Source organism: Myxococcus sp. AB025B (assembly GCF_006518215.1).
Taxonomy (GTDB): domain Bacteria; phylum Myxococcota; class Myxococcia; order Myxococcales; family Myxococcaceae; genus Myxococcus; species Myxococcus fulvus.
Window position 1 is genome coordinate 1 of sequence record NZ_SRLW01000213.1, and the last position, 17,702, is coordinate 17,702.

19 protein-coding genes are annotated in these 17,702 nt (G+C 69.1%); 9 read left to right on the forward strand and 10 right to left on the reverse strand.

Annotation, left to right across the window (positions count from 1 at the left end; all coding sequences use genetic code 11):
- Positions 1 to 198 precede the first annotated feature (198 nt).
- Entirely contained in the window at positions 199 to 2,262 is a 2,064-nt protein-coding gene (locus tag FL311_RS29325) for a M36 family metallopeptidase (RefSeq protein WP_141330224.1), read from the forward strand.
- 412 nt (positions 2,263 to 2,674) lie between these two features.
- Here FL311_RS29325 and FL311_RS29330 read toward each other — a convergent pair whose 3' ends face one another.
- Positions 2,675 to 3,199: a hypothetical protein gene (locus FL311_RS29330; protein WP_141330226.1), complete on the reverse strand. Its 525-nt coding sequence runs from the start codon at positions 3,197 to 3,199 to the stop codon at positions 2,675 to 2,677.
- Between the two features lie 155 nt (positions 3,200 to 3,354).
- Between FL311_RS29330 and FL311_RS29335 the strand changes: the two genes are divergently transcribed.
- Together FL311_RS29335 and FL311_RS29340 are read left to right on the forward strand one after the other, a co-directional pair.
- Positions 3,355 to 3,552 (forward strand): hypothetical protein, encoded by a 198-nt coding sequence (locus FL311_RS29335; protein ID WP_141330228.1) that lies wholly within the window; start codon positions 3,355 to 3,357, stop codon positions 3,550 to 3,552.
- 86 nt (positions 3,553 to 3,638) lie between these two features.
- Entirely contained in the window at positions 3,639 to 4,676 is a 1,038-nt protein-coding gene (locus FL311_RS29340) for a PA0069 family radical SAM protein (protein ID WP_141330230.1), read from the forward strand.
- Between the two features lie 6 nt (positions 4,677 to 4,682).
- Here FL311_RS29340 and FL311_RS29345 read toward each other — a convergent pair whose 3' ends face one another.
- The 3 genes from FL311_RS29345 to serC form a co-directional block, all read right to left on the reverse strand.
- The gene (locus FL311_RS29345) at positions 4,683 to 4,931 is read right to left on the reverse strand and encodes a GlsB/YeaQ/YmgE family stress response membrane protein (RefSeq protein ID WP_046715010.1); all 249 of its coding nucleotides are present in this window, start codon (positions 4,929 to 4,931) and stop codon (positions 4,683 to 4,685) included.
- Between the two features lie 176 nt (positions 4,932 to 5,107).
- Positions 5,108 to 5,683, reverse strand: coding sequence for a chalcone isomerase family protein (locus FL311_RS29350; RefSeq protein WP_141330232.1), 576 nt, complete (start codon positions 5,681 to 5,683; stop codon positions 5,108 to 5,110).
- A 41-nt stretch (positions 5,684 to 5,724) separates the two neighbouring features.
- On the reverse strand, positions 5,725 to 6,813 hold the full coding sequence (gene serC / locus FL311_RS29355) for a 3-phosphoserine/phosphohydroxythreonine transaminase (protein WP_141330234.1): 1,089 nt from the start codon (positions 6,811 to 6,813) through the stop codon (positions 5,725 to 5,727).
- A 170-nt stretch (positions 6,814 to 6,983) separates the two neighbouring features.
- Between serC and FL311_RS29360 the strand changes: the two genes are divergently transcribed.
- Genes FL311_RS29360 through FL311_RS29375 form a run of 4 tightly spaced genes read left to right on the forward strand, consistent with a single transcriptional unit; the run spans position 6,984 to position 11,135 of the window.
- Positions 6,984 to 7,559: an RNA polymerase sigma factor gene (locus tag FL311_RS29360; protein WP_174816707.1), complete on the forward strand. Its 576-nt coding sequence runs from the start codon at positions 6,984 to 6,986 to the stop codon at positions 7,557 to 7,559.
- Positions 7,560 to 7,565: 6 nt separating this feature from the next.
- A complete protein-coding gene (locus FL311_RS29365) occupies positions 7,566 to 8,381 on the forward strand; it encodes a hypothetical protein (RefSeq protein WP_141330236.1) in 816 nt (271 codons plus the stop codon).
- Between the two features lie 10 nt (positions 8,382 to 8,391).
- The gene (locus tag FL311_RS29370; RefSeq protein WP_141330238.1) at positions 8,392 to 10,038 is read left to right on the forward strand and encodes a caspase family protein; all 1,647 of its coding nucleotides are present in this window, start codon (positions 8,392 to 8,394) and stop codon (positions 10,036 to 10,038) included.
- Complete coding sequence (locus FL311_RS29375) at positions 10,038 to 11,135, forward strand: carboxypeptidase regulatory-like domain-containing protein (RefSeq protein WP_141330240.1); 1,098 nt, start codon at positions 10,038 to 10,040, stop codon at positions 11,133 to 11,135. The genes FL311_RS29370 and FL311_RS29375 overlap by 1 nt, the downstream gene beginning before the upstream one ends.
- Positions 11,136 to 11,145: 10 nt before the next feature.
- On the opposite strand, the gene FL311_RS29380 is transcribed toward FL311_RS29375, so the two are convergent.
- The 4 genes from FL311_RS29380 to FL311_RS29395 form a co-directional block, all read right to left on the reverse strand.
- Positions 11,146 to 11,871, reverse strand: a complete 726-nt coding sequence (locus tag FL311_RS29380) for a DUF2063 domain-containing protein (protein ID WP_141330242.1) — start codon at positions 11,869 to 11,871, stop codon at positions 11,146 to 11,148.
- Positions 11,868 to 12,716 carry a DUF692 domain-containing protein gene (locus FL311_RS29385; protein WP_141330245.1) on the reverse strand — a complete coding sequence of 283 codons (849 nt, stop codon included), beginning with the start codon at positions 12,714 to 12,716 and terminating at the stop codon, positions 11,868 to 11,870. Before FL311_RS29385 ends, FL311_RS29380 begins: the two co-directional genes overlap by 4 nt.
- 93 nt (positions 12,717 to 12,809) lie before the next feature.
- Positions 12,810 to 13,076: a hypothetical protein gene (locus FL311_RS29390; protein ID WP_141330247.1), complete on the reverse strand. Its 267-nt coding sequence runs from the start codon at positions 13,074 to 13,076 to the stop codon at positions 12,810 to 12,812.
- A 107-nt stretch (positions 13,077 to 13,183) separates the two neighbouring features.
- Positions 13,184 to 14,644, reverse strand: coding sequence for a hypothetical protein (locus FL311_RS29395; RefSeq protein WP_141330253.1), 1,461 nt, complete (start codon positions 14,642 to 14,644; stop codon positions 13,184 to 13,186).
- Between the two features lie 352 nt (positions 14,645 to 14,996).
- Between FL311_RS29395 and FL311_RS29400 the strand changes: the two genes are divergently transcribed.
- A complete protein-coding gene (locus FL311_RS29400) occupies positions 14,997 to 15,827 on the forward strand; it encodes a hypothetical protein (protein ID WP_228557155.1) in 831 nt (276 codons plus the stop codon).
- Positions 15,824 to 16,744: a type VI immunity family protein gene (locus tag FL311_RS29405; RefSeq protein ID WP_228557156.1), complete on the forward strand. Its 921-nt coding sequence runs from the start codon at positions 15,824 to 15,826 to the stop codon at positions 16,742 to 16,744. Before FL311_RS29400 ends, FL311_RS29405 begins: the two co-directional genes overlap by 4 nt.
- A 30-nt stretch (positions 16,745 to 16,774) precedes the next feature.
- Here the strand turns inward: FL311_RS29405 and FL311_RS29410 are convergent, their stop codons facing one another.
- Together FL311_RS29410 and FL311_RS29415 are read right to left on the reverse strand one after the other, a co-directional pair.
- Complete coding sequence (locus FL311_RS29410; RefSeq protein WP_141330249.1) at positions 16,775 to 17,377, reverse strand: TetR/AcrR family transcriptional regulator; 603 nt, start codon at positions 17,375 to 17,377, stop codon at positions 16,775 to 16,777.
- A 7-nt stretch (positions 17,378 to 17,384) separates the two neighbouring features.
- The coding region (locus FL311_RS29415; RefSeq protein WP_141330251.1) for a PaaI family thioesterase at positions 17,385 to 17,702 on the reverse strand (318 nt) is incomplete at its 5' end.

The following is a 17,702-nucleotide window of genomic DNA, read 5'->3' on the forward strand; positions in this document are numbered from 1 at the left end:
CTCCCCATCCCCACCCGCCAAGCCCCATCCGCGCCGCGCCCCACACGGCACGCGTGACGGCGCCTCTGCCACGCCTACAATTTAAGCGTATTTTTCACGTATTTCCATTCATTTGCATTAAACCGAAAATGCGTGTTTCCTCACACTGCCAGTCCCGCCCCGCATGGGGCGACTTCACCCGCAGCGCAGGAGCACGACATGTCCGTAGGTGCATACCGAAGGCGGCTGTTCCAGGCGGTGGTCTTCACGGCGACCCTCTCCGGGTCCACGGCGCTCGCAGTGGCGCCGGAGCACGCACATGGTGGCGAGCGTCACTTCGACGCGCGCACCAGCTACAACGCACAGGCGCGATTCGGCTTCTCGACGGCGCAGAAGGCGCACGTCGAGTCCCTGCGCCGCAGCATCCCGGACCTGATGGTCGAGACGGACGAGTCCACGGGCCTGGTGCGCTCGCTGGTCAACCCGGTGGGCGCGCTGACGGGCCCCAGCAGCGGTGACCCGATGTCCATCGCCTTGGACTTCGTCCAGAAGCACCACGAGGCGCTCGGGCTGAGCCTCAACGACGTGTCCACGTTCGAGGTCACGGACCGCGTCTATTCCGAGGTCAGCGGGGCCACGCACCTGTATCTGCGCCAGACCTTCAAGGGCCTGCCCGTCTACAACGCGCAGCTCCAGGTCAACGTCGCCAAGGACGGCAGCGTGCTGGGCGTGCACAGCGACTTCCTGCCCTCCATCGAGAAGGCGCTCGCGGGCACCGAGCCGCGCATCAACGCGGGTCAGGCCGTGGCGGGGCTCGCCCGGCACCTGGGCGTGGAGCTGGCGGCCCCGCCCCGCGCGCTGCAGGCCGAGGCGGGCGTGCAGCGCCGCACGGGCGTCGAGGTGGACGGCCTGTCGCGCGAGCCCATCAACGCGCAGCTGGCCATCCTCCCCATTCGCCGCGGCGAGGCGCGCCTGGTGTGGAACTTCCAGGTGTCCACGCTGGACTCGCAGCACGACTACGACGTGACGGTGGACGCCAACACGGGCGAGGTGCTCACGCGCTTCGACTGGGTGGCCGCGGACTCGTACAAGGTCTACCCCGTGCCCGTGGAGAGCCCCAACCACACCACGCCGCTGCCGCCCTCCGACGGCCGCGTCACGGTGACCAACCCCGCCAACGCCGTCGCCTCGCCCTACGGCTGGCATGACACCAACGGCGTCGCCGGCGCGGAGTACACCATCCCGCGCGGCAACAACGTCCACGCCTACGAGGACCGCGACGCCAACAACGCGGCGCCCGCCTCCCAGCCGGACTGCGGCGCGGCCATCAACTGCGTCTTCACCATCAACCTGACCGGCGCGCCCTCCACGTACATCCCGGCGGCCGTCACCAACCTGTTCTACTGGAACAACATCATCCACGACGTGCAGTACCAGTACGGCTTCAACGAAGCGGCCGGCAACTTCCAGCAGAACAACTACGGCCGCGGCGGCGCGGGCAACGACTACGTCCGGGCCGAGGCGCAGGACGGCGGCGGCACCAACAACGCCAACTTCTCCACGCCCGCGGACGGCTCGCCCCCGCGCATGCAGATGTACATCTGGACGGCGCCCACCCCGGACAAGGACGGCGACCTCGACAGCGGCATCATCGTGCACGAGTACGGCCACGGCATCTCCAACCGCCTGGTCGGCGGTCCGAGCAACGTGTCCTGCCTCTCCAACCGTCAGCAGCCGGGCGAGGGCATCAGCGACTTCCTCTCGCTCTTCTACACGGCGCGCACGGGTGACACGGCGAACAAGATTCGCGGCGTGGGCACGTACGCGCTGAACCAGGCGACCACGGGCAACGGCATCCGCACCCAGCCGTACACGCTCGACCCCACGCGCAACACGTGGACGTACGCCAGCATCAACGGCATGGCCGTGCCGCACGGCGTGGGCTCCGTGTTCGCCCAGGGCATGTGGGAGGCCTACTGGGCGCTCGTCAACCACTGGGGCTTCGACGCGAACCTCTACAACGCCCAGGGCAACGCGGGTAACCAGCGCATGATGCTGTACTTCACCGAGGGCCTGAAGCGCACGCCCTGCAGCCCGACGTTCACCCAGGTGCGTGACGGCATCATCAGCGCCGCCACCACGCTGCACAACGGCGAGGACGTGTGCCGCCTGTGGACGGCCTTCGCCGCCTTCGGTCTGGGCAGCAACGCCGTCTCCGGTGGCTCGACCAGCACCGCGCCGACCAACGGCTTCCAGGTGCCCTCCACCTGCGCCGCGCTCTGAGTCGACGTGACGGGTAGCGGGGCACTCGCTCCCGGTCCCTCATGAGTGACACACCGGACCGGGAGGCTTCTGTCGAGGCCTCCCGGTTCGTCTTTTCTCAGCGCAGGCCGCGCGTCAGCTCGTCGCGGCCGAAGTCCCGGGAGAGGTGGCTCGGCGCCAGGAACTCGGCGAGCTCGATGATGATGGACAGGAGCGTCTGGATGCGGTCCTTGGACCGCTGAGGAGGTTGTCGTGAAGGTGCTCCCGCTCGGCACCACGTTCGCGCAAGACGAAGACGTCCCCCGCTCCTGCCAGCAGCCCCGAGTGGCCGCCTCGGGGGCCCCTTTTCGAGAAGGTCTCCCCGCGGTGACTCACGACGTCAGGCGAGGGTTTCCTTCATGAGGCCCCGTGGCGAGGACGGGGACGAGCGGCGTCAGTTCTTGACGACGGTGGTGATGGTCAGCGGCGTCGCGCTGCCGACGAAGGTGCCGGAGGTGGTCGTGCACGGCATGGGCACCTGCGAGAAGTCCGCGGCGTAGTAGCCGTAGGTGGAGCCGTTGCCCTTCTCGTAGAACTCGTGCCCGTCCGGGAGGACCACCTTCCAGACGTAGTTGATGCTCGTGTACTGCGTGGACGAGCGCGACCGGATGACTCCCGTCACGGTGGTGCCCCAGTGCCAAGGCGCCACGGCGGGCGCCTCCACGGTCTGCGGCGCCGGAGCCCAGTCGAACGTGCTCGAAGGACCGGAGCTGCCGCCCCAGCCGTAGATGAGGAACACGCGGGTGCCCCAGGGCAAATCATCGTTGCGGTACGTCAGGGTGATTTCCGCCTGCGAGGTGCTGAAGTAGCCACACGTGTTGAGCACCGTGCGCGCCTGCACCCACTGCGAGCCCGCGAGCGCCGAGGTGGAGGTGAGCAGCAGGGAGAGTACGAGCGCGTGGCGCGAGAACCGGGACATGCGGAGACTCCAGGAGTGGGTTGACAGCGTCGCCCCTCTACCAGAGCCGTGGATTCTGAGGGAGTCCTGAGACAGCCGCCATCATCGAGACACGCGGTGGTGTGTTCGAATGTCCGTCCGACACGAGCTGTGTGGCGCGTCGAGCCCGTCCGCGAATGCCTCGCGAGCCGCCCATCGTCCTGCCCGTCCTGCTGCCGCTGCTCCGGCACGCGAACCCGTGGGCGCTGCAGCTCGTCCATGCCCAGGACGCGGTGGAGGGCGTCGCGGCACGCCAGGACGTCATCCCTCCCGGCACCCCGTACACCCTGGCCACGGGCGACAAGGACGGCATGCTCGCCCATCTGGGCGCATGAAGGCGCGGCCGTGTTGGAATGACAGACATCCCGACCTGGAGGACATGGGACTTGACTGAACGGAGTTTCAGTCACACTCTGGGACGGTGAAAGCCCGCCCCGTCGACAATCCGCCCAACCCCTGGGCGAGCACCGCGGTGGAGTACCTGGACGAGATTCCTCCCGCGAAGCTGGAGGTCTGGGAGGACCACAGCCGCCAGGTCCTCTCCCACAACGACAGCCCGGACGTGGGCTTCGACTGGAGCGTCAATCCCTACCGGGGCTGTCTGCACGCGTGCGCCTACTGCTACGCGCGCCCCACCCACCAGTACCTCGACTTCGGCGCCGGCACCGACTTCGAGACGAAGCTCGTGATGAAGCCGCGCGCGGCGGAGCTGCTCCGCGACGCCTTCGAGCGCCCCTCCTGGAAGGGGGACACCGTCGTCTTCAGCGGCGTCACCGACTGCTACCAGCCGCTCGAGGCCTCCATGCGGCTGACGCGCGCGTGCCTGGAGGTCTGCGCCGAGTACAAGAACCCCGTCGGCATCGTCACCAAGGGCGTGCTCATCGAGCGCGACCTCGACGTGCTCCAGCGCCTGTCCCGCGACGCCCGGCTGTGGGTCAGCATCAGCCTGCCCTTCCACCACGCGGACATCGCGCGCGCCATGGAGCCCTACGCGGCCTCGCCCCAGCGGCGGCTGCTCGCCATCCGCCGCCTCGCGGACGCGGGCATCGACGTGGCCATCTCCTTCGCGCCCATCATCCCCGGCCTCAACGACGAGGACATCCACCGCGTCCTCACCGCCGCGAAGGAGGCTGGCGCCCGCCGCGCCCACTACACCCTGGTGCGCCTGCCCGGCCCCGTGAAGGAGGTCTTCGAGGAGCGGCTGCGCGCCAGACTCCCCTTGCGCGCCGAGCGCGTGCTCCACCGCATCCGGGAGACGCGCGGCGGGGAGCTCAGCGACTCCCGCTTCAAGCACCGCATGCGAGGCGAGGGGCTCTACGCCGAAACCATCCACCGCCTCTTCGAGACGACGGCGCGCAGGGTGGGCCTGCGCACCTCGTACATCACCGAGCCGGCACCGGACACCTTCCAGCGCCCGCCGCGAAGGCCACCGCCCTCACCCCAGCTCAGCCTCTTCTGAGCGCGCCTATTTGCGTATCGCCTGGACGATGCTGATGAGGATGACCGCCCCCACCGTGGCCACCGCCAGCGAGTAGAGGTTGAACCCCGTCACGCCGCGCCCGCCCAGCAGGCTGAACAGGAAGCCGCCAATCATCGAGCCGACGATGCCCGTCGCGATGTTGGCGAAGATTCCCATCCTCGCGTTCGTTCCCTTGATGATGCTCGCGATCCACCCCGCGAGCCCTCCCAGCACCAGCCACGAGCAGATTCCCATGTCATCCTCCTGACCGGCGGGTTGCTATCAGACCTGGCGTCGCCGTGCACCCGGGCCCACACAGGCCACTACGGCCCACGCGCCCACGTATTTCAAGGCCCCACGCCCGCTGACGAAAACGCCCCACGCCTCCCGAGGGAGACATGGGGCGCGTGTACGACACGAAGGCGCGGCGCTCAGTCCTTGCCGAGCATGCCGTCCTTCAGGCCGCCGTCCACCGGCGACTTGCCCAGCCACACGGAGAACAGCGCGTCGGCGAAGTCCTTGCCCTCCACCGAGATGGGCTCCGTCACCTTGGTGCTCCGCACGCTCGTGCCGGAGCCCGGGACGTAGGTGAGGATGATCTCCTCGCCCTTCTTCACGTCCGGAATCGCGTTGGCGAAGGTGTTCAGCCGCTCCTGGAGCGCGGGCAGCTTGTCGCCCGCGTTCTTCTTGAAGCCCTCCACGATGGCGTCGGTGATGCTCTTCTTGTCCAGGTCGCGCAGCATGTACATGCGCACGCGCTTGGTCTCGTCCGCGGACAGGAGCGCGGCGGCGTCCTGGCTCGGGGTCTCCACGTACAGGCCCACCGCGTAGACCTTGAAGACCATCTTCTTGCGCAGGCCCACGCCGTTGAGCTTCAGCTCCTTGCCCTCCACCTTGGCGGTTCCGGGGAACTTCACCCCGGCGACCTCCTGGGCCTCTCCCGGAGCGGCGGAAGCAGGCAGGGCGAACAGCAGGCAGAGCGCGACGGCGGACAGGGTGGCTTTCATGAATCCCTCCAAGTGGGTTGTTTCACGTGCTCCGACGCACACTAGCCACGCGTCTTCACGAAATGCTCCATGAAGGTGACGAGGGTGCGCACATTCTCCACAGTCACCGCGTTGTACGTGGAAACCCGGATTCCTCCGGCGGTCCGGTGGCCCTTGAGCCCCACCATTCCTTTCCGCTTCGCGTCAGCGACGAAGGCCGCGTCGAGCTCCGGCGTGGGCAGGTGGAACACGACGTTCATCACTGAACGCGACGCGCGCTCCACGGGGGCCCGGTAGAAGCCCGCGTGCGTGTCCAGCGCGCCGTAGAGCAGGTCCGCCTTCTGGCGGTTCCACGCTTCAAGCTGGCCCAGCCCGCCCACGTCCTTCATCCACGCGAGCACGTTGCGCACCAGGTAGATGGCCAGCGTGGGGGGCGTGTTGTAGAGCGAGTTGTTCTCCGCGTGGACGGCGTACCGGAAGATCTTCGGGATGTCCTTGCGGCCCTTCGCGATGAAGTCCTTCTGGGCCACCACCAGCGTGACGCCGGAGGGCCCCAGGTTCTTCTGCGCGCCCGCGTAGACCAGCCCGAAGCGCGACAGGTCCATCTTCTTCCACAGGAAGTCGGAGCTCATGTCCGCCACCAGCGGCACCGGCCCCGTGTCCGGCAGCGTGTGCCACTGGGTGCCGTAGATGGTGTTGTTGGTGGTGACGTGGACGTACGCGGCCTTCGCGTCCAGGGACAGCTCGTCCTGGCGCGGCACGCGGGTGTAGTGCTTGTCGGGCTGCACCGTCGTCGCGGCGACGCGGGGCTTGCCGTAGTACTTCGCCTCGTCGAGCGCCTTCTCGCTCCACACGCCCGTCATGAGGTAGTCCGCGCTCGTGTCGGGGGTGAGGAAGTTCATCGGCACCTGGGCGAACTGCTGCGACGCGCCGCCGGTGAGGAAGAGGACCTGGTGCGTGGACGGCAGGCCCGTCAGCTCCGACAGCAGGGCGATGGCCTCGTCGTGGACGGCCTCGTACTCCTTGCCCCGGTGGCTGTGCTCCATGACGGACATGCCGGAGCCCTGGAAGTCGAGCAGCTCGTCCCGGGCGCGCTCCAGGGCGGGAAGGGGCAGGCCGGCGGGACCGGGGTTGAAGTTGATGACGCGCATGGCGGACAGGGCTCCTCTTCGAAATGAAACGGCGGGGCCCATTCTTCCTCCCGACGCCCCCCCGGGAGCCAGTAGGAAGCGGTCCGCCCTCGTCCGCTTCCCCCAGGAGCGGCCCCGGGGACGGGAAATGCAGCGTGGCCACCGGGCCGTCCCGGGGGTCTGGAGGTCAGGTGGGTTCCACGGAGGGACTGGCGGAGTGGGTACGGCGCGCGGCGAGTGGGGAGACTTCCGCCTTCAGTGAGCTGTATCGGCGCACCCGCCCCCTCGTGGCGAGGTTGGTGGCGGGGTTCGCCCCGCTGGACTCGGACGAGGTGGAGGACGTCATCCAGGAGTCCTTCGTCCGGGCGTTCCGGGCGCTGCCCCGGCTGAAGGAGCCGGGGGCCTTCGAGGCGTGGCTGTTGTCCATCGCTCGCAACCGGGCGCGCACCCGGCTGGAGCGAAAGGCCCACCTCAGGAGGTTGGAGGACGACATCGCGGACCCGGAGCCGGAGGCGGTGCCGCCCGTGCCGGAGTCCCTGCAGCTCGAGCGCGACATCGAGGTGGTCCGTCAGCTCATCGCCGAGCTGCCCGAGGGCGAGGAGAAGCGGACAGTGCAGCTTTTCTATATCGAAGGGGAGCTGTCCGCGCGTGAGATTGCGGAGCAGATGGGCGTGGGCAAAAGCGCCGTGACGATGAGACTCGAGCGCTTCCGGGGTCGTATCAAGAGAGAGCTGCTGCGGCGAGTGCTCGCCGGTCGGTGGGAGTGAGAGGTCATGAGACACCTGGATGACGAGGCGCTCGGCGCCCTTGCCCGTCGTGAGCCGGACGCGGTGACGTACTTCCGCGAGCACCTGGCCACCGCGTGTGAGGCGTGTGAGGGCTACCTCGCCACCCACTCCGGCCCTGACGTCCTGGACGGGCGGGTGGACGCGGTGCTCCTGGCCCTGGCGCCTCCGCGCCCCCAGTCCCCCCTGGACGAGGTGGGCCTGGCGCGGGTGAAGAAGCAGCTTCGCGCACCGCCCCGGTGGGACGCGCGGCGCTGGGGCGTGGTGGCGGGCGCGGTGGCCGCGGCGCTCGTCGCGGTGGTGGTGGTGCCCCGGGTGCGCCAGTCGGGCGCCGGGGTGGAGGTGGGCACGGACTCGCTGGCGCCGGGCGTGAAGGGCCAGGTGGGGAGGATTGCCCTGGAGCTGGCCGTGGTGGCGCGCGGCGCGGACGGGAGCCTCAGGCGGTTGGACCCGGACACCCAGGTGGCCCCGGGCGACGTGCTGCTCCTGCGCTACCACGCCACCGAGGCGGGCACGGGCCTGCTCTTCCAGCAGCGGGCCGAGCAGGAGCCGGAGCTGTTGGGCACCTTCGTGCTGGAGGCGGGGACCCATGACCTGCGCGACCCCCAGGGCCTGTCGGGCGTCAGCCTGGAGGGGGAATCGGGGCCGGTGACGTTGTGGCTGGCCGCCACCCCCTCGGGCCTGGAGCCCTCGCCCGACGAGGTGAGGCGGGTCCTGGTGGGAGGAGGTGAGCGATGGGAACAAGGCACGCTCGCCGTGACGAGGTTCGACGTGCGCGTGGGAAGCGGCGAGAATCCGCGCTGACCGAGTCAACGTGAGGCCCCTGCTCTCCATCCTGCTGGCGGCGCTGATGGCGTGCGCGACTCCTTCGTCCCTTGGGACGGAGAAGGGCGGCCTCGTGCCGCTGCGGCTCGACGAGGAGGCGCTCTCCAGCGCCTACACGCCCCGGCGCATGGCGCTGCTCGTGGGCATCTCCGAGTTCGACGACCCCCATTGGCGGGGGCTGCGTTACCCATCGAAGGACGCCAGGGACCTGGCCGCGGCGATGCTGGACCCGACGAAGGGCCGCTTCGACCAGGTGCGCGTGCTCACGCGCCCGGAGGAGACGACACGCGCGGCCATCCTCGCCGCGCTCAGGCAGCTCCGGAAGGAGGCGCACCGCCCGGATGACGTGGTGGTGGTCTACTTCTCCGCGCACGGCACGCTGGCGCGCGACGCCACCGGGGAGCTGCGCCGCTTCCTGGTGACGCGGGATGCGTCCTACCGCGCCATCGCGCAGACGGCGCTGTCCATGGACGCACTGAAGGCGGAGTTCGACGCGCTCTCCAGCCGGCGGCGGCTGCTGGTGCTGGCCTCGTGTCACAGCGGCAACGGCAAGTCGCTGCTGCCCAAGGAGCTGGAGAAGGAGCTGTCGGGCATCAAGTCCGGCTTCTACGCGCGGCCGCTGGAGGAGTCCTCGCGGGCGTCCATGGTGTTCGCCGCCTGTGACTGGGGCGAGACGGCGCGAGAGGACGAGGGCCTGCAGAACGACATCTACACGCACTTCCTCGTCGAGGGCCTGGGCGGCGGCGCGGACCGCAACGCGGACGGGGCCGTCACCGCGACGGAGGCGCACGACTACGCGCGCCGGCGCACGTTCGCCTTCACGGAAGGACGGCAGCGGCCGTCGGCGGAAATCCTGGAGGTGGGCGCGGACCCGGTGGTGCTGTCGGGCAGCATCTCCCGCACGGGCCGGCCGGAGCTGTTCTCCTACAACCCGCGCCTGGATGGCTTCACGCTCAAGGTGGACGGGGAGCCGCGCACGGAGCTGCCGGGCGGCGCGGCGGTGGTGCCGGGCAAGCGCACGGTGGAGCTGACCAAGGGCGACGCGGTGCTGGTGCGCCGCGAGGTGGAGGTGGGTGAGGGGGAGCGGCTGCCCCTGGAGCAGTTGTTGTCGGAGGCCTTCCCCCGGCGCTCGCTGTCGCTGCTGGGCGGCATGTTCACCTTCGCGGACGCGAGAAGCCGCGGGGAGCTGTTGCCCATGGCGCCGGAGGTGGCGGTGTCGTTGCGGCTGGAGGACCGTCCGCTGCGCGACTTCGGGCTCTTGTTCGACGTCAGCTTCAGCACGGGCCGCCGCTCGCTGCGGCTCCTGCCGGAGGACGCGGTCCCCTTCCGCTACACGACGTTCTCCGCCGGCGTGGCGCTCCCCTACCTGTGGCGCTGGGAGCGGCTGACGCTCTTCGCCGGCCCGCGTGTGGCCACCTTGTACCTGGGGCGGTCTTTCGATGTGGAGACGTACGCCGCCGGGCAGAGTTTCTTCACGGTCAGCCCCGGCGTGGTGGGAGGCGTGGTGCTGAGGGTGGGAGAGCGCCTGGAGTTGATGGGACAGGCGCAGCTCATGCTGACGTACGTGGTGTTGGACGGGAAGGGACAGGCCGTGGGCTTCACCGGCGGCTGGGCCGGTGTGGGGTACCGCTTTTGATGCGCTCGAAACTGCACATCGCGTTGGGAGTCCTCCTGGCCCTGGGCGCGGGAGCGTGCGGCAACCTGGAGAACGCGCCCCTGCGGCTGGGCACCATCGAAGGGGAGCTGTCGGAGTACGACCCGGCGCACGCCCTGGTGTCGGTGGTGGACGCGCCACAGCTGCGCTCGACGGTGGATGACCACGGGCGCTTCAAGCTGGAGAAGGTCCCCTCCGGGGACGTGGAGCTGTTCGTCGTCGCCACGCGGGAGAAGGCGACGCGGGTGAAGGTGAAGGTCTCCGCGGGCAAGGCACTCGACGTCGAGCGCGTCGAGCCGAAGGCCGCGGGCTTCCTGGAGCTGCGCGCGCGGTCCACCCAGGGCGAGCGGGTGGCGGGCGTGGAAGTGACGGTGCTGGGCACGCACCTGGACCAGCTGCAACTGGATGGCAAGGGGCGCGTGCAGGTGGGCCCCCTGCCGGACGGGTGCTACGAGCTGTCCATCGTCGGAATGGGGTTTCCGGAGGTGCGCTCCTCGGCGTGCGTCGGCTCGGGAGAGAAGAAGGAGCTGCGCGTCCAGTTGCAGCCCCGCGCGGACCTGGTGAACCGGTGCGCCGCGACGGGCTGCGAGGATGGCCTGGTGTGCGGCCCGGGGGGCCGGTGCGTGGAGTGCGTGGAGGACGACCAGTGCGGCGAGGGACTGTCGTGCAAGGGCTTCCGCTGCAACGCGGATGGCCCTCAGTGCGGCGCGTGCGTGAATGGCCGCAACTGTGATGACGGCTCCGCGTGCATGCTGCTCGTCGGTGGCGGGCCGACGTGCGTGAAGTCGTGCACGGAGACGGTGGACGAGGACGACCTCGCCGCGAGCCGCTGCGAGGCGGGCTTCACCTGCCAGGCGGGCAACTGCCTGCCGGACACGCAGCGCTTCCTGAGCTGCAGCGCGCTCCTGCAGTTCGGCGCGGAGTGCGCGGATGACGAGCGCTGCCAGGGGCTGGGCATGGCCTCGGGCCTGTGCGTGGAGCGCCAGTGCACCGTGCCGTGCGTCGAGGACCTGGACTGCCCGGGCGCCTCGCGCTGCGAGGACACCGTCGACGGGCGCGTGTGCTCGGTCCGCGACTGAGGGCCCTGAGTCACCCGCCCGGCGTGAGCACGAGTCCGTCGCGGGAGAGGCGAGCCACCGCGTCGAGGACGTCGGACTCGGGCATCCCGGTGGCCGCCGTCACGTCCGACGCGGACAGGCCCTCCACCGCCATCTTCAGCACGAGCAGCGTGGGCGGCGTGGCCTCCTGGTAGTACGTCACCAGATCCACCGGGTGACGCCACAGGAGCGCCAGCTCCTCGCCGCGCTCGGGCGCCCCACCCTCCCCCCGACTCCGCACGTGCGCGCAGAGGCGGAAGGTGTGCTCCAGCACGGCCAGGGTGGGGTTCGGCGTCAGCGTCTCCACGCGGGCCGGCGACGGCGCCTGGGATGAGAACACCGCGAAGTCCGTCCACTCGAAGCGCGCGAGCTCGGCGGCGTGGGCCGGCAGGCCGTGGGACACGAGCGAGTCCGCGACGAACGCGGGGAAGCTCTCGCCCAGCCGGTTCACCTCGTGGTGCCGCGCGGGGCGTGTCAGCGTGTAGCCCTCCACGAGCGAGGTCCATGCCTCCGGCCCCACCGCGAGGCGCAGGAGCGGATAGAGCTTCTCCACCGCGCCTCGCACGTGGCCTCGCACGAAGTCGCCATAGATGGACACGCGACGGGCGGGCGCATCCCAGCCCGGGTGCCTGGCGTAGAGCTGCTCCAGTGAGGCCGTGCCCGGCTTCGCGAGGTAGGCGCCCATGCCGTCGAAGAAGTGCTTCAGCTCGGGCTTCATCGTCGCTCCGTGTCGCCGAGCACGGCGCGCGCCTGGTCCGCTTCGTCCAGCACGGCCGTCATCGACGGGATGTCCTGGTCCCACTCGATGAGCGTCGACACGGGGCCGGTGCGCTCGAGCACGTGGCGATACAGCGACCACACGTCGTCGCAGACGCGGTCTCCGTGCGTGTCGATGATGACGTCGGGGTAGCGCGTGTGGCCGGCGAGGTGCACCTGCACCACGCGTTCGAGCGGCAGCGCGTCCACGAAGGCGCGCGCGTCGTAGCCGTGGTTGAGCGCGTTGACGTAGACGTTGTTCACGTCCAGGAGGAGGCCGCAGTCCGCCTGTTCCACCACGTGCCGCAGGAAGTCCGCTTCGCTCAGCGTGCTCCCGGGCATGTGGGCGTAGTAGCTCGGGTTCTCCAGCAGGAAGGGGCGGCCCACGCGGGCCATCACCTCGCGCACGCGCGGCACGACGTGCTCCACCGCGGCCTCACTGAAGGGCAGCGGCAACAGGTCGTGCAGGTACACGCCGCCCAGGCGCGAGTAGCACAGGTGGTCGGAGAAGAACGGCGCGTCCACGCGCTTGACCAGCGCGGCCAGGGCCGTGACGTAGTCCACGTCCAGCGCGTCCGGCCCGCCGACGTCCAGGCCCACGCCGTGCGGCAACACGGGCCAGCGCTCCACGCACGCGTCCAGCGCGCGCTGGGGACGGCCGCCGAGGGACAGGAAGTTCTCCGGGATGATCTCCACCCAGTCGAGCGTGCGCTGCGTGCGCGGCAGCTCCTCGTAGAAGCTCCGTCGCAGGCCGATGCCCGCGCCCAGGGGCTTCAGTCCGTGTCTTCGCGCGTACGTCGCCACCACGGCGGGCTACCTCCTCCGGAGTCGAGGCGAAACCGGGCGGTGGGAGCTGTTGTTCCCACCGCCCGGAGGGGGCCTGGATGCGGCCCGTGACGACTACTTCTTGCCGCAGCCGCCGGCGCCGCAGGCGTGCTCGGTGCCCTTCTCCGGCGTCGCGGCGGGGGCGGCGCCCTCGGTCTTCTGCGCGCCGCAGCCCGCCTCGGCGCCCTTGTCGCCTTCAGCCTTCTGCGCGCCACAGCTGCCCTCGGCGCCCTTCTCCGCGGCGGCCGGCTGGGCCTCGGCGGACTTGGTGGAGGCACAGCCGGTGGCGAGGGAGGCCAGGGACAGGGTGCCGACAATCGCCGCAAGAGCCTTCGCGTTCATGGGGGTTGCTTCCTTTCGGTACTGCGTTGAGGGGGTTACTGCTCGAGCGCACGAGCCATCTGGAGCGCGATGAGCGCCAGCGTCAATCTGGACTTGGCGGACCTCATCTACGGATGTCGATGAATCGCGGATGCATCCGATACGCAACTTCCCGCACGTGGGTTACACCCACGACTTTCCAGTGCCTCGCGCAGCGCGCTGTCACGGGCCGGCACCAGTTGGATGCCATCAGCGCCGGTCGTCACGCCCAGCGCTTGTAGCAAACCTTCCTGCTCCACAAAAGCCGGCCGCTCGAGGTGGCGGGCGAGCAGCGCATCGAACAGCGGTTGCCCCGCGACCTCGTCCACCGCCACGCCGAAGGCACCGAAGGTGGACGTGCTCCCCCTCGCCGCGAGCCGCTCCAGCACATCCTCCAGGTGGCGTCGGTTTCCAGTGGCACGGCGGATTTCCACATCGAGATGCAGGGCGAAGAGCGCGCCGGTCCAATAGGTGCCTGGGGAGAAGTCGCTGTCGGCGACGACCTCCTTCATGGTGCGGGCTTTCGCCACGTCTCGGCCGCGCGCGAAGCCGTCCACCAGCTCGCCCCAGGCGCGCTGGGCGCTCTGCCTTCCCGAGCGGACCTGGGCCATCTCCGTGAGGTAGGTGGCGAGCCCCTCCGACAACCACGGCACGCGCGGGAGGATGGCGGGATGCGCGAGGTGGAGCATCTCGTGGAGCGCGACCCAGTCCCGCTCGAACGAGGCTTCGGTGGCGTCCTGTCCCACGAGCAGCGAGATGCTGGGTGGAGAGCTCCACAGCACCATGCCGAAGAGGCCGGGGCCCTCGCGCCCGGGGACGGGGATGACCCGCACGGTGACGCGGGGATAGGGGAAGGCGCGGCGCACGGTGAGCACTTCGTCGGCGGTCCGCTTCAGCCAGTGACACACGCGCGCGTCGTCGAGGTGGGTGAAGTGGCCGAGCACCGCCACGTCCAGCACCACGTCTTGAAGGACCACCTGACACCGTCGTCCGCCGAAGGCGTGGAACCCCGAGTCGACGAGGTCCTCGGCGCGCAGGTGGTACAGGCCCGTGTCATCCGGTTGCCAGGGCAACAGGGCGTCGATGCCGTCGACGACGAGCTCCACGCGCAGGTCGGGTGGCGCCAGGTTGGGGCGGATGAGGTACGTGCGGCCCGTGAGGTGCCACGTGTCCTCCTCGGTGCTCCCCGAGAAGAAGTCCCAGCCGTGTCCACGACGGCGGGGTTCGAGTGCATAGCGGTAGCGTAGGAAGCGGATGTCCCGGGGCAGTTGCACCAGGCCGTCGCGGACCGGGACGTCGAGGCGCTCGCCGTCCTCGCGGTATGCGCTGACGGAGTCCACGCCGCCGGGGCGGGTGAAGCGGAAGGTGCGCGGTGCGCCTCGGACGAGGACGACCTCCACGTCGAGCGCGGGCGTGGGTTCGCGGACGTAGGTGAGGTTGTAGCGCAGCGCCGCCGGGTCCTTCGCCGCGCGCGAGCGGACACCGCCGAGGCAGGACAGCGCCACGAGGCAGAGCAGCGGGAGCATCGAACGGATGCGCGCGGGGGACATCACGGACACAACCCTAGCCTGGAGCGAAGCGTGCGCGGGAGCGGCCGTCGGCGCTTCCGTGCGAGCGTGTGGGAAGGGCCCTCCGCGCGCCGAGGACGCGCTCGGTGCCGAGCGACCTGGGACAGTGGGTCCTTCGGGCCGAGACGCGCCAGTCCGTGGGAGGGCCACACTCCGAGCCCCTCAAGAGCCTGCGCGGGCACATCCCATGGCTCGATGCGTGTCTCCCCGAGGCCCCCTTGGCGCACGATGGACTCGGAGCGCTGGAGGCCGCGCGGGCCTCTCCGTTGGACACGAGCCCCGCCCCATGACTGCGCCGTATCGGACTCACAGGGTGACGGGTAGATTCCGCGCCGTGCATTCCGACTTCATGCGCCTGACGGCGCGTCTTCCCCGGAAGTCCACGCCATGGTGCCTGTCCCTGGTCCTGCTGACGGCGTGCGCGAGCAGCCCGAGTCGACCGGGGCATGGAGACCTGCGCCTTGATACAGAAACCGCCGCGAGGCTTCGCCACGCTGCTGCCGTGTCGCGGAGCGCGACTGGCGCTGCGGCGACCCAGGAAGTGGGCTCGCAACTCATCAAACTCGCTCCAGTCCTGCTTGTCGTGCTGAAGGATGATAATGCAGTGGACGAGCTTGAAGAGCATCTCGTGGCTTGCGCCATCCAGGCGGAGCGCCAGGTGAACAATGAGTTCTTCGGCGGGCGCTCCCCGACCCGAAGAGAGTGCGGTGAGGAAGTGGAGAGAGATGGCTGCGGTGACGTTGTCACCCGCGCCATGGCCCTTGGAAAGCGCAAGCACCTGCTGGCGCTCCAATGTGCTCGCGAGGTGCTGGAGCGAGCCTGGACGGCGCCTTTCAGCATCGAGCAACGCTATCGTTACTATCCTCATGCAGACCTCCTGGAGACCATCAGCCGAAGCGAAGAGGCTCGACTTCTCGCAGAGGGCTGCACGCGTGATTTGTGGCGCACCATCAAGCCGGATGTGGTCCTGCACTCCGATTCCAACCTGTTGAGCTCAATCCTCATCCTGGACTTCAAGTTCCCCTGCCCCGATTCGAATGAGGCCCGGTGGACTCTCTATGGGGAGAAGAGCGCCTATCAGGGCTCGAACCAGGGACGAGTCTACAGAGAGGCTTTGAAGGGAGAGGCAGTCATGATTTCGCCTCGATGGGGAGTCACACAATGAGCGATTCGCTTCCAGTCATCCGACTGATGAACAAGCACGGGGACCTGGTGGCCCGTGATGGACTCGCGCTCTGCTTCTTCATGCGTCACTCACACCGCGATGTGGCCGACCGCGTCTGGTCCTGCCTGGAGAAGTACCGGCGTGCCATCCCTCCCCTGGCACTGGGGTGGTATGGAGCAGACGATGGAGACATGCTCCCCTTGGATGAAGCAGGGTGGACGCACATCCGTCAGCAAATTGTCGAACGCGCCTGGGGAGGCGAGTGGCTCGTTGATCTGTCCGAGTTGCCCGGCGGGGCCAGCGACTACCACTTCGGATACGACGGTCGAAAGCTCGATGACCCCATCTTCTCACGCGACGACAGGGCAACGAGTGGGCTCTGCTTCTTGTTCCCCACCGAGTACCTCGTGACACATGGCCCGGAGCATTTCCGCGCCCTGGCGCTCGATATTGCGCGTGAGCTTCCGTTCAGTTTTGGGTACGCCAGCCCCGCGATCATCTCCTCATCAGGGGCCTGGTTCTCCCTCCGGAAGCAGGTCCAAGAAGTGCTCCAACGTTACCTGGGACTGGACCTCCCACGGCTGGGAGAGACCAGTCGGAACATCGGGACACGCGCACGAGGCGCTTACTGGCTCACGTTTCTGGGACAGCCGTTGCTCAGTCAGCTTGGAGGTCGCGAGATGGTGGAGCAACAGCTCGACTTGCCAGGTGTCTCTGTCCAAGCCGTGGACGAGGAGCGAATTCTGGTCACCTTGGGAGAGTGGCCCGAAGCCATCGACACCGAAAATCACGCCATCCCGCTGCCCTATCGGGAAATGACGCGGGTCCTCGAACCCTTCCTGCATGAGGAAGAGGTCACCGGGCTGCCGTGGGATCCCATCACCTTGCGTCTTCGGAGCCACCGACTCCGTCGATGATGCTCAGGGGTGGGCACAGCTCACTCGACGTCAGTCGCCCTGCTTCTTCTCCGGAGCCCCCGCCCCCGCGAGCAGGAAGGCGCGCGCCGCCTCCAGGATTTCATCCGAGAGCGGCGTCGTCTTCGTCGCCCGCGCGAGCGTCATCGCCCCGAACAGGAGCGCCACCGTCGCCAGCGCGCGCTGCCTCCCGGTGACTCCCTCTCCACTTGCGACCCGGGCCCCCAGCTCCGCCACCAGCATCTCCACGCCCTGCCCCAGCGCCTCCCGCGCCTCGGGCGTGCCCCGCGTCACGTCCGACAACACGGAGGGGAGGATGCAGCCCTCCTCCATGTCGTCACGGTTGTGGCGGTTCAAGTACCTCCGCACGAAGTGACTCAGGAACTCCGCGCCACGCAGCTCCTCCAGCCCTCCCAACCAGCGCGAGTGCTGATGCTGGAAGAACGCCCGCACCGACTCCGCGAGCAGCGAGTCCTTCGAGGCGAAGTGCGCATAGAAGCCGCCCACCGTCAGCCCCGCCGCGCGCATGACGCGCTCCACGCTCGCGCCCGCGAACCCCTCCTTCCGGAAGAGCGACTCCGCCGCCGCCAGGATTCTCTCGCGCGTGGCCTGCTTGTGCTCGGGTGCGTAGCGCATCGCCGCCCTACTCCCGGCCACCCGGGCCCGCGGGCCTGAACACCATGCACGTCGTCGTCCCGTGCGCGTACAGCTTCCCGCTCGCGTCCGTCAGCTTCGCCTGCGCCGTCGCCACCCGCCCTCCCACGTGAATCACCTCACCCGTGCACGTCAGCCTCCCCGTGTCCTGGGAGATGGCCCGCACCATGTTCACGTGCAGCTCCAACGTCGTGTAGCCCGCCCCCACCGGCAACGTGCTGTGCACCGCGCACCCCAGCGCCGAGTCCAACAACGTGGCCGCCAATCCCCCGTGCACCGTCCCGATCGGGTTGTAGTGGTACTCCCC

What these genes read in the sequence shown, in the direction of transcription:
- FL311_RS29325 (WP_141330224.1), top strand. Translation starts at nt 199, where the DNA reads ATGTCCGTAGGTGCATACCGAAGGCGGCTGTTCCAGGCGGTGGTCTTC.
- FL311_RS29330 (WP_141330226.1), bottom strand. Translation starts at nt 3,199, where the DNA reads ATGTCCCGGTTCTCGCGCCACGCGCTCGTACTCTCCCTGCTGCTCACC.
- FL311_RS29335 (WP_141330228.1), top strand. Translation starts at nt 3,355, where the DNA reads ATGCCTCGCGAGCCGCCCATCGTCCTGCCCGTCCTGCTGCCGCTGCTC.
- FL311_RS29345 (WP_046715010.1), bottom strand. Translation starts at nt 4,931, where the DNA reads ATGGGAATCTGCTCGTGGCTGGTGCTGGGAGGGCTCGCGGGGTGGATC.
- FL311_RS29350 (WP_141330232.1), bottom strand. Translation starts at nt 5,683, where the DNA reads ATGAAAGCCACCCTGTCCGCCGTCGCGCTCTGCCTGCTGTTCGCCCTG.
- serC (WP_141330234.1), bottom strand. Translation starts at nt 6,813, where the DNA reads ATGCGCGTCATCAACTTCAACCCCGGTCCCGCCGGCCTGCCCCTTCCC.
- FL311_RS29365 (WP_141330236.1), top strand. Translation starts at nt 7,566, where the DNA reads ATGAGACACCTGGATGACGAGGCGCTCGGCGCCCTTGCCCGTCGTGAG.
- FL311_RS29375 (WP_141330240.1), top strand. Translation starts at nt 10,038, where the DNA reads ATGCGCTCGAAACTGCACATCGCGTTGGGAGTCCTCCTGGCCCTGGGC.
- FL311_RS29380 (WP_141330242.1), bottom strand. Translation starts at nt 11,871, where the DNA reads ATGAAGCCCGAGCTGAAGCACTTCTTCGACGGCATGGGCGCCTACCTC.
- FL311_RS29390 (WP_141330247.1), bottom strand. Translation starts at nt 13,076, where the DNA reads ATGAACGCGAAGGCTCTTGCGGCGATTGTCGGCACCCTGTCCCTGGCC.
- FL311_RS29395 (WP_141330253.1), bottom strand. Translation starts at nt 14,644, where the DNA reads ATGTCCCCCGCGCGCATCCGTTCGATGCTCCCGCTGCTCTGCCTCGTG.
- FL311_RS29405 (WP_228557156.1), top strand. Translation starts at nt 15,824, where the DNA reads ATGAGCGATTCGCTTCCAGTCATCCGACTGATGAACAAGCACGGGGAC.
- FL311_RS29410 (WP_141330249.1), bottom strand. Translation starts at nt 17,377, where the DNA reads ATGCGCTACGCACCCGAGCACAAGCAGGCCACGCGCGAGAGAATCCTG.